Origin of the sequence: Vitiosangium sp. GDMCC 1.1324 (assembly GCF_003044305.1) — a bacterium.
GTDB lineage: Bacteria > Myxococcota > Myxococcia > Myxococcales > Myxococcaceae > Archangium.
Genome location: NZ_PZOX01000025.1, coordinates 23,829 through 37,766, shown reverse-complemented (window position 1 = coordinate 37,766; position 13,938 = coordinate 23,829). Strand labels below are relative to the sequence as shown.

At 69.8% G+C, this 13,938-nt stretch carries 11 protein-coding genes; 6 read left to right on the top strand and 5 right to left on the bottom strand.

Features of this window, described 5'->3' with window-relative positions:
• Window positions 1–8 precede the first annotated feature (8 nt).
• Together DAT35_RS47075 and DAT35_RS47070 are read right to left on the bottom strand one after the other, a co-directional pair.
• The gene (locus tag DAT35_RS47075; RefSeq protein WP_108075905.1) at window positions 9–887 is read right to left on the bottom strand and encodes a GGDEF domain-containing protein; all 879 of its coding nucleotides are present in this window, start codon (window positions 885–887) and stop codon (window positions 9–11) included.
• A 196-nt stretch (window positions 888–1,083) separates the two neighbouring features.
• The gene (locus DAT35_RS47070) at window positions 1,084–3,723 is read right to left on the bottom strand and encodes a carboxypeptidase regulatory-like domain-containing protein (RefSeq protein ID WP_146210163.1); all 2,640 of its coding nucleotides are present in this window, start codon (window positions 3,721–3,723) and stop codon (window positions 1,084–1,086) included.
• Window positions 3,724–3,923: 200 nt separating this feature from the next.
• On the opposite strand from DAT35_RS47070, the gene DAT35_RS47065 reads away from it, so the two are divergent.
• Window positions 3,924–4,217 carry a DUF721 domain-containing protein gene (locus DAT35_RS47065; protein WP_108075903.1) on the top strand — a complete coding sequence of 98 codons (294 nt, stop codon included), beginning with the start codon at window positions 3,924–3,926 and terminating at the stop codon, window positions 4,215–4,217.
• Window positions 4,218–4,219: 2 nt separating this feature from the next.
• Window positions 4,220–5,740 carry a CAP domain-containing protein gene (locus DAT35_RS47060; protein ID WP_108075902.1) on the top strand — a complete coding sequence of 507 codons (1,521 nt, stop codon included), beginning with the start codon at window positions 4,220–4,222 and terminating at the stop codon, window positions 5,738–5,740.
• 54 nt (window positions 5,741–5,794) lie between these two features.
• On the opposite strand, the gene DAT35_RS47055 is transcribed toward DAT35_RS47060, so the two are convergent.
• Window positions 5,795–6,028, bottom strand: coding sequence for a hypothetical protein (locus DAT35_RS47055; RefSeq protein WP_108076015.1), 234 nt, complete (start codon window positions 6,026–6,028; stop codon window positions 5,795–5,797).
• Between the two features lie 396 nt (window positions 6,029–6,424).
• On the opposite strand from DAT35_RS47055, the gene DAT35_RS47050 reads away from it, so the two are divergent.
• Window positions 6,425–8,575: a transglycosylase SLT domain-containing protein gene (locus tag DAT35_RS47050; RefSeq protein WP_108075901.1), complete on the top strand. Its 2,151-nt coding sequence runs from the start codon at window positions 6,425–6,427 to the stop codon at window positions 8,573–8,575.
• Between the two features lie 8 nt (window positions 8,576–8,583).
• On the opposite strand, the gene DAT35_RS47045 is transcribed toward DAT35_RS47050, so the two are convergent.
• Both DAT35_RS47045 and DAT35_RS47040 read right to left on the bottom strand, forming a co-directional pair.
• On the bottom strand, window positions 8,584–10,038 hold the full coding sequence (locus DAT35_RS47045; protein WP_108075900.1) for a hypothetical protein: 1,455 nt from the start codon (window positions 10,036–10,038) through the stop codon (window positions 8,584–8,586).
• A 336-nt stretch (window positions 10,039–10,374) separates the two neighbouring features.
• Window positions 10,375–11,283 carry a pseudouridine-5'-phosphate glycosidase gene (locus DAT35_RS47040; RefSeq protein ID WP_108075899.1) on the bottom strand — a complete coding sequence of 303 codons (909 nt, stop codon included), beginning with the start codon at window positions 11,281–11,283 and terminating at the stop codon, window positions 10,375–10,377.
• A 296-nt stretch (window positions 11,284–11,579) separates the two neighbouring features.
• On the opposite strand from DAT35_RS47040, the gene DAT35_RS47035 reads away from it, so the two are divergent.
• The 3 genes from DAT35_RS47035 to DAT35_RS47025 are packed head-to-tail and all read left to right on the top strand — an operon-like array spanning window position 11,580 to window position 13,938.
• Window positions 11,580–12,491 carry a DMT family transporter gene (locus DAT35_RS47035; protein ID WP_108076014.1) on the top strand — a complete coding sequence of 304 codons (912 nt, stop codon included), beginning with the start codon at window positions 11,580–11,582 and terminating at the stop codon, window positions 12,489–12,491.
• A 47-nt stretch (window positions 12,492–12,538) separates the two neighbouring features.
• Window positions 12,539–13,378: an SIR2 family protein gene (locus DAT35_RS47030; RefSeq protein WP_108075898.1), complete on the top strand. Its 840-nt coding sequence runs from the start codon at window positions 12,539–12,541 to the stop codon at window positions 13,376–13,378.
• 14 nt (window positions 13,379–13,392) lie between these two features.
• Window positions 13,393–13,938, top strand: coding sequence for a non-canonical purine NTP pyrophosphatase (locus DAT35_RS47025; RefSeq protein WP_158502164.1), 546 nt, complete (start codon window positions 13,393–13,395; stop codon window positions 13,936–13,938).

Sequence of the window (13,938 nt, the reverse complement as noted above, 5' to 3'; positions counted from 1 at the left end):
GCTCCTGCTCACGAGCACACGCGGTTACGGCCCGCTGCCTTCGCCTCGTACAGCTTCCCGTCCGCCGCTCGCTTCAGATCCGCCGAGTCCCGGTGATCCGCTGCCAGGAGCGCCACCCCCAGCGAGATCGACACCGGGATGATGTTCTTGTCGAACTCGAAGCGCTGCTTCTCCACCAGCCTGCGCACCTTCTCCGAGAGCTTCACCGCCCCCAGCAAGTCAATCTCCGGCAGCAGCAGCCCGAACTCCTCCCCGCCGTACCTCGCGAATACGTCCTCCCGCCGGATCTTCGTGCGCAGCGCCGATGCCAGCTGCTTCAGCACGTAGTCCCCCGCAAGGTGCCCGTACTTGTCGTTCACCAGCTTGAAGTGGTCCACGTCGAACATCACCAGCGCCAGGCTCCGCTCGTACCTCCGAGACCTCGACACCTCTCGCTCCAGCGCCTCCTCGAAGTAGCGCCGGTTGTAGATCTGCGTCAGCCCGTCCATCGTCGTCAGCCGGTAGATCTCATCGTGGTACGCCGCCTCGATGTTCCCTCCCGCGATGAACTTGAAGATCGTCCTCCCGATCTTCACCAGGTCCCCGTTGCGCAGCGCCTTCTCCCCCTGCACCGCCTCGTCGTTCACGAACGTCCCGTTCGTCGACTCCAGATCCTTGATGAACACCCCACGCTTCGTGTTCGTGATGCATGCGTGGTTGCGGCTGATGGACTCCTGGTCCACCTGGATCTCCGCCTTCGAGGAGCGTCCAATCAGGATCTCCTCCTTGAACAGGTCGTACTTCCTGCCCAGTTCCAGGCCGTAGATCACCACCAGCGCCGCGTCATGATCGACCGGCCGCTCTGAGATCTTCGAGATGACTGTGACGACCGTCTCGTTCTGCGCCATGCCACCCAAGACGGTACCACCCGGAAATCCTTGTAAGCCAGTGGACGGAGCGGTTCTGTGCACAGATGCACGCCCGCTCGGCCTGGATGGCACCTCGCTCTCTCACAAAAAGAGAGAAATCGGCCTCGGGAGACCCCATCCGGCGCTCCTCCCTCGTCCAGGGAACGAGGGAGGGAGCTGAGTGAGGGGAGCTTTCTCACGGGGTGATGGTGATCGTGCGCGTGCTCGTCACCGGGGGGAGCAGGGGCACGCCGTCTGGGTCCACCAGCGTCGCGGTGAGCTGCACGCCCGTCCCCGAGCACTCGCCAGGCAGTTGCAGCTCCACCTCGCCCCGCCCCTGCGAGTCCACCACGTACCCGTTCACCGTCTTGCCCGCGCACCCCGCCCCGCCCGAGAACGTCAGCCGCACGGAGCCGTCGTCCGAGATGCCGCTCCCCACCCGGAAGGCCAGAACGCGCACCTTCACCTTGGAGCCTCGCGACAGCGTCTTGCCGTCCTCCTCGGGGTCCATCCACGTCACCAGCGGCCGGCCGTAGTCCAGCGCCGACCACGCCACCGTCAGCGCCCCCAGGTGCTCCAGGTCCACCCCGTCCGCATCCACCAGCCCGTTCAGATTCAACGCCGCTCCCGCCGACGTCCCCGTCCGCCGCAGCACCAGCGCCTGCACCCCGAACGGCGAGCGCGACCCCGTGAGGTCCCCGAAGTATGTCCGATCCTCGAAGGGCACCGGCGGCACCGGCAGGCGCACCCCCGTGGTGGCGCTCGCCACGTCCATCAGCACCTCCCAGCGGTGCTCCGCCCGGTTCGTGAACACCGCGCGCAGCACCGTCGCCACGGGCAGCTCCGGCGCCACGAGGAAGCGCAGCTGCCGTCCCTCGAGCCCTCCCGCCGTCCCCAGGTTGTAGTTGTAACGCGCTCCCTCGGGCACCAGCAGGAAGGGCCCGCTCACCGTCACGGGCGAGCTCCCCTTCGGATCGAAGGGCAGTTTCTCCAGCGTCCGGTCGATGAGCACGCTGGAGGCCGCTCCCGCCGTCGCGTCGTTGGCGGCGGCCGAGGAGGAGGCCGTGATGATCAGGTCATACGGGCTGCCCTCGAGCCCGTGGTGCGCGGGCGCCATCCGCACGCTCACCAGTCCCGGTCCCGGCAGGTTCGCCTGGATGTCCGTGTTCGGATCCGCCGGGTTCGTGTTCGTCCCCATTCCCAGGCCCAGCGGCACCACTCCGCGCCCCGGCACTCGCGCCGCGCCCATCACCGCCGCGCTGTCCATCCACGCCCCCCGGTAGCGCGGCAGCGCCGGCACCCGGACGGCGAACGAGAAGGCCAGCCCCATGCTCCGATCCGCCTTGAAGTCGTGGTCCACGCCCGTGAAGTGCGCCTGGTCCGAGAAGTCCGGCGCGCCCATGTCCGCCCCCGGCGTCTCCTTCAGCCGGAACCCCACGTCCCGCACCACCGAGGAGTTGAAGGTGCGCAGCAGCGGAATCGTCTGCGCCAGCACCTGCCCCACGTCCATCGTCCCGCCCGACAGCAGGGGCAGTGCGTTGAGCGGAATGTCCCCGCCCAGTGCCCACGCCGTCCGCGTGCCGCACGTCCCCGTGGCCATCGCCACCTCGGGTTCCTCCACTCCCTGCAGGGCCTCGTCGCAGACCCCCGCCAGGCCCTGCGCCGACACGTTTGTCACCTGCAACGTGCTGCCCGGAAGCACCACGTAGGCCCCCGCCGGCAGCGTCGCCTCGCGGGCCTGCCCTCCCATCGTGAAGCTCACCCGGCGCGTCGGGCCCGCCAGCAGCGACGCCGACAGGTCCGTCACCGCGTCCGGCGACGACAGCCCCGCCAGCCCCGAGTGCATGTCCAGGCTCGTCGGCATGTTCCGGAACGTGCCCTTGTAGCCTCCGTACCGGTCCGTCGGGTTGCGCCGCAGCGGCAGCGCCAGGTCCGTGGGGCCCGTGCTCCCGCCATGCGCCACCGTGAGGTAGCCGAAGTCCGCGTGGAACACCGAGACGCTCCCCGCCGACGCCGGCGCCGCCAGCATCGCCACGCCGCTCGCATCCGTCGCGGACGAGCCCGTCACCGCTCCCTGTGCGTCCGCCGTCACTACCACCGCGCCCGGAATGGGCCGGCCCGTCTGCTCGTCCGTCACCACCGCGCGCAGTTGCCCCGACTCCAGCGCCGCCCCCAGCACCCTCACCCGCGCCGTGCACGTGGCGCTCCCCACCCGCGCCTGCACCGACTCGCGCGCCTCCACCGTCGCCGCCGACAGCACGAAGGAGGACTCCACCCCCGCGCCTCCCCCCTGCACGCTCCCCTCCAGCGCCGTCCACGTCGCGCCCGAGGGCACCACCACCGGCCCGCCCGCTGCGTCCATCGCCAGCACCGAGAAGCGCGCCGACGTCCCCTCGCGCCCCACCACGTAATCCGGCGTCACCCGGCACGCCGCCACCGTGCTCGCCGCGGGCGCCGGCTGGCACCGGCCGTTGCGGCACACCGTCCCGGATCCCCCGCACTCCGCGTCCGCCGAACACAGCGCCTGCACGCACCGGCTGCTGTCACAGCGGCAACCCAGCGGATTGGCGTCACACTCGGCGATCCGGTACGCCCCCCGCTTCTGCGCCGTGCAGTCCTCCTGCGTCCGGCAGGCGGCCAGGCAGCGCGACGTCACCGTGTCGCAGAAGAAGAGCCCGGGATCCGGGCAGTCCTGATCCACCTGGCACGAGCCCGTGTGCGGCGTGTCCGGTGACTCGTCGGGCGGAGTCCCAGGGCTGCCTGGAGCGCAGGCGCTCCACAGGCTCGTGCACGACAGAAGGACGGCGCATAGCGCCAGACGAAGGGGGGGATTCATCGGCGGCTCCAGTCAGCGAGGAGCCAAACGGCTCCCTTCGGACCATGTCAAGCAGGGCTCCGTATACACCGCCTAGCCAGCTTCATGCCGAGTCCGGATTCCGCGAGGTTGCACGCCAGTGGACCCTTCAACCCACGACACCCCCGCCCTACACTCCTCGGTTGGCATTCCCCCCGCCCCGGCCGATGATGACTCCCCACATGGCCCGGCGCGATCCGCAGACCCTCGATCAACTCCTCCCCCGCGTCCTGGCCCGCCTGGCCGAACAGTCCGGGAAGGGACAGGCCCTCGTCCCGGTTTGGAACGCCACGGTCGGGCCCCACATCTCCAAGCACGCCCGGCCTCACACCCTCGAGGGAGGCACCCTGGTGGTCAACGTGGTCAGCGCCGAGTGGGCCCACACCCTGTCCCGGCAGCAGGAGTCCCTGCGCGAGCAGCTCAACGCCCGGCTGGGGCCGGATGCCGTCTCCGCCCTCGTCTTCCGGCTGGAGTAGCGATGCTCGCCCTCGCCCTCAGCGCCCTGCTCGCCTCCACCTCGCTCTCGCCCACCACCATGGAGCAACAGGCCTCGCGCCACGTCCTCCAGGAGTTCGAGCGCGTGGGCCGCCGCGCCCCCCAGACCGACCCCGCCCTCACCCAGGCCGCGCGCAGGCTCGCCCGCGAGGCGCTCGACGACAGCCCCTCCGGCGCCGTGGAGCTGCTCGCCCTCACCGAGGCCGTCAGCGATGCGAACGGCACCGACCCGAGCCCCCGCTCCTATGTCATCCGCGCCTGGGTGCGCGAGCATGCCGTGGAGACGCTGCTCGCCCGGAAGGATCTCCCCCAGGAGCCCGCCACCCACGTGGGCGTGGGCGTGGCCGTGGAGAAGGATCGCGCCGCCCTCGTGGTGCTGCTCGCCGAGCGCAAGGCCACCCTGCAGCGCTTTGCCCGCACCCTCGACAAGCCCGGCACGAGCCAGAGCCTGTGCGGCCAGCTCGCCTCCCCGCTGCGCGGGACCGAGGTCTACGTCACCCTGCCCGATGGCCGCGTGGAGCGCCCTCCCCTCACGCGCGAGTCGGGCCCCTCCTTCTGCACCCGGCTGCTCTTCCCCTCCGAGGGCCGCTACACCGTGGAGATCGTCGGCCGCAGCGAGCGGGGGCCGGAGGTGGCGGCGATCTTCCTCGTGGACGTGGGCACCTCCCAGCGCAAGGGCGAGCGCGAGCACGTGGTGGAGCCCACCACCGTGGAGGAGGCCCGCATGGCCGTGCTGGCCCGTATCAACGCCCTGCGCCGCGCCCACGGGGCGCAGGAGCTCGCGCTCGACGACACCCTCAACGGCGTGGCCCAGGCCTACAGCGACCGCATGGCCAAGGAGGGCTTCTTCGCCCATGTGGCCCCGGATGGTTCGGACCTGCGCAACCGCCTGACCTCCGCGGGCTCCACCTACCGCATCGCCGGAGAGAACCTCGGCATGGCCTCCGGGCCGCTCGCCGCCCACTTCGGCATCGAGCACAGCCCCGGCCACCGCGGCAACCTGCTCGGCGCCCAGTTCACCCATGCCGGCATCGGCGTCACCTTCCAGAAGGTGGATGGGCGCGACCAGGCCCTGCTCACCGAGATCTTCTCCTCCAGCGTCACCCCCGCCGCCACCACCGCCACCGCCCCGGTGGATCCGCTCGAGGAGGCCTACCAGGCCATCGCCACGCACCGCGCCTCGCGCGGCCTGCCCGCCCTGGAGCGCAACCCCGTGCTGGAGCAGATCGCCCTGGACCATGCCCGGCGCGCACTCGAGCTGGACCAGCCCAGCGTGCAACTGCCCGGCACCAAGGTGCATGACCGCGTCTTCGCCGCCCTGGAGAACTCCAAGAGCGCCGCGGTGGACTTCTACGTGGCGGAGAGTCCGACCCTGCTCCCGGACTCCAAGAACCTGGGAGACCGTAAGAACACCCTGGTGGGCGTGGGCGCCGTCCGAGGGGACTCGCGCACCTACGGGAAGGGACAGTACTGGATGGTGATCATCTACGCCGCCATGCGCTGAGCGGGCTCCCGGCCCGGCACGCCGGGAGCCTCTGGCGCATGCATGGCGGCCGCCTCAGATGGCGCGGCGCTGCGTGGCGTACGCCTCGATGCCCATCTGTGGCGGAGCCACCTGCTGGTTCATCGGGCACTTCACGCAGGTGAAGGACTGCCAGCCACGGCGCACCGCCTCATCGAGGCAGTTGTCGTAGTAGTTGCAATTGAGGTTACGGTGAGTCTCGACGCCAGCCCGCTTGGGCCCGGCCTCGGGATTGATGGTCTGCGGCAAATCAGTCGGACACGGCTTCAGCATGGAACGGAGCCCTCCCAGTAGAGCTGTTTCCCCCCCGAACGCATGGGGCCGCGAACGGCCCGGAACGCAAGTCACCTCATCAGCGACCTTTCAGGTCATGCGCTTGAAATGGCCGCACAACCTAAGAAGCGCCCCCTTTTGACGCAACGGGTCAGGGCCCTTTACGCCTAGTAACTTTCATTTCACACAGATCAGCAGCCAAACAATTGACAGCTGCTGAACAGTGGCCCTGTCGTCGCGGGGGGGATCTAGGACTTGTCGGCCCGGCTGTCAAACCGCACCCTGAGCAGGCACGAAGTGGCCCGGTGCGCGGATGTGGTGCGGAATGTGGAATTCGGGCCTGCTGTTCTCCAGCCCCTCGCTCCGTGAGAAAGCGGAAAAGGAGATGCACACATGCGGCGGTGGACCGGGACCGGACTTCTCTCGGTGATGTTGGGTTCGGGCGTGGCGTGGGCACAGTCCCCGGAGACGCTGGAGGCGGTACGGCTGCATCGCGCCGGAGCGCGAGAGTTGGCGCACAAGGACCTCGAGGCCTGTGCGGCCAGCAAGTGTCCTGACGCCGGCCGCATCGCCCTGCTCGCGGGAACGCTCGCCCTGGCGGAGGGAGATGTAACCGAGGCGCGTACCCTGCTGACGGGCGCGAGCGTGTCCGAGCCGCTCCAGCCCTACCTGGCCTACTACCTGGGTCAGGCGCACTTCTACTCGGGTGACGCGGCGCAGGCGGCGGTGGCCTTCGCGAAGGCCATGGAGAAGGCCTCGCCGGCGCTGGCGTCGCGGACACGGGCCCGGCTGGGCGAGGCGCTGCTGGCCGCGGGCAAGGCGAAGGAGGCCGCCCCGGTGCTCGAGGTGGCCGCGAAGGAGGAGCCCTCGGCGGAGCTGCTCTACCAGCGGGCCCAGACGCGGAAGGCAATGGGCAACGCCACTGGCGAGCGCGAGGACTTGAAGGCGGTGGCGCTGCGCTACCCCGCGCACCCGTACGCGGACGAGGCCCTGGCGATGCTCGAGGCGACGAAGCCGCCGCTGCGGCTGACGCTGGCCGAGCACCTGCAGCGGGCGCGCGGGCTGCTCGACGCCGGTGCGCCCAAGCGAGTGTTGGAGGAGCTGGAGAAGGCCGAGTCGCGCAAGCTGGCACGCACGAAGCAGGACAAGGCGCAGGTGGCGCTGGTGCGCGCGCAGGCGCTCTACTCCACCGGGAAGAAGGAGGAGGCGGAGCAGGCGCTGGCCGTGGCGCGCCAGGGGCCTCCCTCGGTAGCCGCCGAGGCCGCCTACGTCACCGCGCGCCGCGCGCTCAAGGCCGACGACAACGTGAAGGCCCGCGAGCAGATGGCCGCCATCGAGAAGACCTGGCCCAAGGAGGACGTGGCCGACGAGGCGGGCTTCTACGTGGGCTGGTTGGACCTGCAGGCCGGGCGCTTCGAGGACGCGGTGAAGTCCTTCAAGGCGTTTGATCAGCGGCACACGGGCTCGCGGCGCCGGGACGAGGCGATGTGGTACCGCGCGCTGGCACACATCCGGATGGAGCAGTACGGCCCGGCGCGCGAGGTGCTCGACACGCTGGCGGATACCTTCCCGCGCAGCAGCCTGGTGCCACAGGCGCGCTACTGGTCGGCCCGCAGCCACGAGTTGGAGGGTGCCGGCGCGGACGTCACCGGCCCCGGGTATGAGTCCGTCATCGCCACCGCGCCCAACTCGTATTACGCGCTGCTCGCCACCGAGCGACTGCGTGAGCTCGGCAAGGAGCCTCCCGCGGCCTTCCCCGAGGCGCCGAAGCAATTGGAGGCCGCCGGGGTGCTGCCGGAGCTGAAGCTGGCGGTGGCGCTCACCGAGGCGGGGCTGTTCAGCGACGCGGCCGAGGAGGTGCAGGCCCGCTCGGCGCGCATCCGTGGCCAGGACCAGGCGCTGACGTTCGCCCAGGCCCTGCTGCGGCTGGGCGAGTACGGACATGCGCACGCGGTGGCCGCGCGGTACCTGTGGGGCCGGGCGTTTGGAGCCAGGGCCCCCGAGGCGCTCGCGGCCTTCTACCCGCGCGCCTTCGCCAACGCGGTGGAGAGCGAGGCCTCGCGCTACAAGGTGAGCCCGTTCCTCGTGTGGGCCATCATGCGCCGCGAGAGCGCCTTCCGCCCCGAGGTGGCCAGCGCCGCCGATGCGCGCGGGCTGATGCAGGTGATTCCGCCGACGGCGCGCGCCATCGCGAAGAAGCTGTCGGAGCCGGAGCCGGCGCCCGCGGAGCTGTTCTCGCCGTCGCTGAGCATCCGGTATGGGGCGTGGTACCTGTCGCAGTTGATGAAGCGCTTCTCGCATCCGGCGCTCGCGGCGGCGGCGTACAACGCGGGTCCCGACGCAGCGGTGAAGTGGGTGCAGCAGAAGGGCTCGCTGCCCCTGGACCTGTTCGTCGAGGAGATTCCCTTCCGCGAGACGCGTGGGTACGTGAAGCAGGTGCTGGCGGACCTGTACCTGTACCAGTCGTTCTACGGAAAGGACGCGGCACCGCAGCGGCTGTCACTGACGGTGCCCGCGCCGAATGTCGAGGGCGTGAGCTTCTAGCGGACGGCTCACTGCACCGAGAAGAAGGCGGGCACGGAAGCACCGCTCGCATCGAAGGCCCGGATCACAGCGCGCAGCCGGGTGGTTCCGCTCGCGCTGTTTCCCACCACGCCGGGCTGGACGTAGGTGTAGCCGGACTCGCTCGAGAAGACCGTGCCGCAACCCGCTCCAGTTCCGGAGTAGGTGATGTTGCCGCCACCGATGCGCACCCAGTAGCCCACGCCGCTGCTGCTCGTCGTCCAACGGTAGTAGTCGACGTGCGCCGTGTGTCCATCCACGCAGGTGGAGGCTCCCGCGGAAAGGGTGTGGCCACCGGACACGTTGGGAAGCTCGATTTCGGCGATGAAGCGCCGGCAGGCTCCAGTGGAGGCGTAGGTGGAGCCGCCGGAGTCGGCCGACCAGGAGGTGGAACTGGTCACGGTGGGCGAGTTGTCGGCGCCGTCGATGAGGCAATCGAACACGGATTTGACGGCGTTGGCGACCTTCTCGCGCCGTGAGGCATCGCCGAGGATGAGCGTGCTGTCCTGCTCCAACTGCAAGCCCCGGAAGTCCACGCTCATGGCGTTGACGAAGTTGTCATCATCGCTGCCCTCAAAGCAGACACCGGGTCGCCAGTGGACGCGCAGGCTGGAGTCGTTGAGCGCCTCGCGGATGATCTCCGCCACGCCCTGCCGGAAGGACAGCTCGATGCCGCCGCCCACCTTGACCTCGCTCGTGGTGCAGCTCGTCTCGCCGTGGAAGGCGACGGCGTAGGGAATCCGGTTGGCCAGGAACGTCCCCAGCCCGGGGAAGCTCGCGCCGCTGATCTCGGTAGCGGTGATGTGATACCGACTGAGGGTGCCCTTCTGGTTGTTGTTGATCCCCGCGGCCCAGATGGCATTGCGTTGCGTATCCGCGGTGTGGACGAGCGAGCCCTGCTCGAAGGTTCCCTTCTCGAAGGGGTGCGGCACGGTGTAGGCCACCACCGAGCCCGGCGCGCGGAGGGTGTATTCCATCACCTTGCCGAGTGATTGGGTGTTGGCCTCATCGAGCGAGTTGGCGGGCTGGGCGATCGCCGGGGCGCTGCCCGCGGTGTGCTGGTTGGCCACCTGGACGTCAGCGGAGGTCTCGGTGGCGTTGTCGCCGGAGATCTTCACCCGGTTGTCGAACCCCTCCTGGTTCATCTCGAAGTCGCCCGAGGCGCTCGCGGTGGCCTCGACGGTACAGAGGCCGCGCAGGGTGGTGCCGCGCCGGATGAGGAGCTGCCGGTTCGCCTGGAAATCCGCCTGCCGGCTCTGTGGCACACGGCAGTGCTCCGTGGAGGCGATGCCGGTATTGACCTTGAACTTCTGGCCGTCGAGCACGAGCGAGCTGGAGGTGACTCCGTCGGAGCCGGGCGCCCGGTCCAGGGAGGCGTCCGGGCCGCAACCCGCGGCCAACAGCAACGGGGCAAGAGTTCCCAGCAGTCGTGACGAGCGCTTCATGGTGTTTCCTCCTCGAGAGCAGAGCCGCACCGGTTCTGGGCGGCCACGGCGGCCCGAGGCAGGAGCAACCATCGTGCCGCGTTGCCGCCCGTACAGTGACGCTGCGCTCTTCGAGGAAGACCGGCGCCGTCCACCTGCTCCCGGGTGAGGAACACGGGCGGAACGGCGTCGAAGTGAGGCTCGGTGGAACGAACGTGGCACAGCAGCATGTGTCACTGACGAGTGAGTGGCACGGCCAGGTGTGTCACGTGCGAGGAGGAGCCGCATGTGGCGGTCCGGCCCCAGAGCCTCCAGGGAAGCAGGAGGGCCCTCTACCGAACGAGGGCCCCCGAAGGGTTACCGCTGGGCGTAGGCCACCGCGAGCTGCCCCGCGAAACGGGCATTGTTCGTCAGCAGCGCGAGGTTGGCGCGCAGTGTTTTTCCACCAGTGCGCTTCGCCATCTCCGAGAGCAGGAAGGGCGTCACCGCCTTGCCGCGGATGCCCTGCCGATCGGCCTCGGCCAGCGCCGAGGCGATGTGCAGTTCCACGTCGGCGCGAGGCAGCGACGTCTCCTCGGGCGGAGGCACGGTGAAGAGCAGCCCGCCCTGCCCCAATGTCTCGAAGCGCGCCCGAGCGATGCGCGCCGCCTCGGACGCATCCTCCACCCGGTGCTCCAGCGGCAACCCGGACGAGCGACTGTAGAAGGACGGCAGCTCATCGGTGCCCACGCCGATGACGGGCACGGCGACGCTCTCCAGGGCCTCCAGCGTCTTGGGTAGATCCAACACGGACTTGGCCCCGGCGCACACCACGGCCACCGGGAAGCGAGCCAGCGCCCAGATGTCCTGGGAGATGTCGAGCTGCTCGGCGACGCCCCGGTGGACACCGCCGATGCCACCGGTGGCGAAGACGCGGATGCCCGCCGCCGCGGCCAGCTCGCAGGTGGCGCTCACGGTGGTGCCTCCCGTGCCCCCTCGGGCGATGGCCACGGGCAGGTCCCTCGAGCCCAGCTTGAGCAGGCGCTCACGGCCCTCGGCGAGCCGGCGCATCTGGGGCTCCTCCAGGCCGATGTACACCTGTCCGTCCACCACGGCGATGGGCGCGGGCACGGCGCCCACCCGACGCACGGCCTCCTCGCAAGCGCGCGCCGCCCCGAGATTGTCCGGGTACGGCAGCCCCTGGGCCACCACGCTCGTCTCCATCGCCACCAGCGGCACGCCCTGCTCCTTCGCGCGCCGGACCTCTTCCGAGTAACGCAAGTCCATGGGGGGCATATACGCCATGGCCCCGCGGGAATCCCGCCCTGAAAAACCCGGGTGTTCATGGTCATCAGGCGGGTCTCCGTTCCGCAAACCCACAGCCAATCGCGCGGAGCTCGAAGAGCGACAGGAGATCATCGTCATCTGCGGCCACAGCCACTTGGACGGCCGCTCGCGGAGCTGCCGGGCGGAGCGCAGGTGCTCAACGTGGACAGCCGGGCCGTGCTGCTTCAATGCGCCTGAGCCCCGGCGCCCCACCGGCATTGCCAGCACCTCCCGGCGGGAGTATGCCGCTGCCCGTCTTGAGCACGACCAGCACCGTCACCGTCCCCTCCGAGGCTCCGCGCACCGTCTCCCTGTCGGACCTCGCCCTCGTCTTCGTCGTCATCATCTGGGGGACGAACTACACGGTGGTGAAGGAAGCGCTGGGCTCGTTCCCTCCTCTGGCCTTCATGGCCCTGCGCTTCGCGCTCGCGGCGGTGGCCATGGCCGTGGTGCTCCACGTGCGCGAGGGCTGGAAGCCGCTGCCCCGCGCCACCCTGCTCAAGCTCGCGGCGCTCGGCTTCGTGGGCAACACCATCTATCAGGTCTGCTTCGTCGTGGGCCTGTCCCACACCACGGCGGCCAACAGCGGGCTGCTGACCTCGGGCACTCCCGTGGTGACGGCCCTGCTGGGCGCCGCGCTGGGCGTGGATCGGCTCCGCCGGCCGCTCGTGATGGGACTGGCGCTCGCGGTGCCGGGCATGCTCCTCATCCTCAGCGCCCGCGGCCCCGAGCTGGATGCCTCCACGCGCCAGGGGGATCTGCTCATCCTCGGCGCCTCGCTGTGCTGGGCTCTCTACACCGTGGGCATCCGCTCGCTCGGCACCGAGCTGTCCGCGCTGCGCGTCACCGCGCTCACGATGATCACCGGCGCGCCCGGCGTCGTGCTGATCGGCCTGCCCTCGGTGATGGACATGAAGCTCGAGAGCATCAGCCCGGGCGCCTGGTCCGGCATGGTGTACTCGGCGCTCATTCCTCTGGTGCTGGCCTACTCCGTCTGGAACCGCAGCGTGCAGGCGGTGGGCAGCAGCCGCACGGCCATCTACAACAGCGGCACGCCCCTGGTAGCGGCGACCACGGCCTGGCTCGTGCGCGGCGAGCAGCCCACGTGGGTGCAGGCGGTGGGCGCGGGGCTCGTCATCTCCGGGGTGCTCGTCAGCCGGCGGCGCTGAGTGCTATCCAGGAGTCCCGTCCTCCACCCGCGCAAGGAGCTGCCCCCATGGCCGTCCTGACTCCCTCCGAGGCCGCGCCCCACCTTCGCAAGGCCTACAAGGAGGGCCGGCTCATCCCCTTCCTCGGCGCCGGCTTCTCCGTGCCGCTGAGCCTGCCAAGCTGGCGAGAGCTGACCGGGTGGATGGCCAAGGATGTCGGCTTCGAGGCCGATCTGTTCGAGCTCCACGGTCGCAACGAACAGCTTGCCGAGTACTTCGACCGCATCGGCCCCAGGAACCTGCAGCGGCTCATCCACGAGATGACGCGCCGCTTCGACTCGGCCGAGGCCGAAACGAAACGCAAGAGCTCGCCCACGCATCAGGCGCTCGCGCGGCTCAACTGGCACACCCTCTACACCACCAATTACGACTTCCACCTCGAGGGGGCGCTCCGAGACGCGGGCAAGCAGGCCGTCGTGCTCGCCTCCTTCGACGACTTCCAGGGCCCCCGCCACCCGGGTGCCTGCGAGGTCATCAAGTTTCACGGCACGCTCGAGCAACCGGAGACCATCGTCCTCACGGAGAGCAGCTACTTCCAGCGCATGGCGCTCGAGGCGCCCCCGGATCAGCGGCTGCGCGCCGATCTGCTCAGCCACGGCTTCCTGTTCATCGGCTACGGCTTCAACGACTTCAACATCCGCTACATCTGGTACCGGATGCACCAGCTGCGCCTCCAGAGCCAGGCGCGCCGCGCGCCGAACGACTCCGGGCGCCGCAGCTTCTTCGCCACGCATGGCCCCGGGCCCGTGCAGCCGAAGATCCTCGATGAGTGGGGCATCGACGTCATCCAGCTCGATCCAACCGACAAGACGGCCAGCGTCGCCGAGCTGCTCCAGCTCATCGGATGAGGAAGGAGAGGGACATGAAGATCGCCTGGTACAACACCACCAACCCGGACAAGGTCCGCGAGGTCGAGCACTTCTTCGGCCCCACAAGCAAGCTCGGCATCCTGCGCAGCGCCGTCACGGAGGTGCTCGACGCCAACCTCGAGAAGGTCATCCTCGCCAAGGCGGCCGCCGCGTACCAGGTCTGCCGGGTCCCGGTGGTGGTCGAGCATGGCGCGTTCTGTCTCGACGCGCTCGGGGGAATGCCTGGCGCGCTCATCAAGCCGCTGTGGGAGACCCTCCAGTTCCGGATCTGTGACCTCGTCCCGGCGGGGCAGTCCCGGACGATGTTCGCCAGGAGCGCGGTGTGCTACTGCGACGGCCGCACGCGCACGCTCATCCTGAAGGAAGTCAAAGGCGAGCTGGCGACGAAGGCCCGGGGCTCCGGGGGCTTCCACTGGGATCCCATCTTCATCCCCGAGGGCCACACGCGCACCTTCGCGGAGATGAGCCTGACCGAGAAGCTCGCCCTCTCTCCCGCGGGCCTCGCCTACGCGGAGCTGCGCCAACGGCTCTCGCTCTGA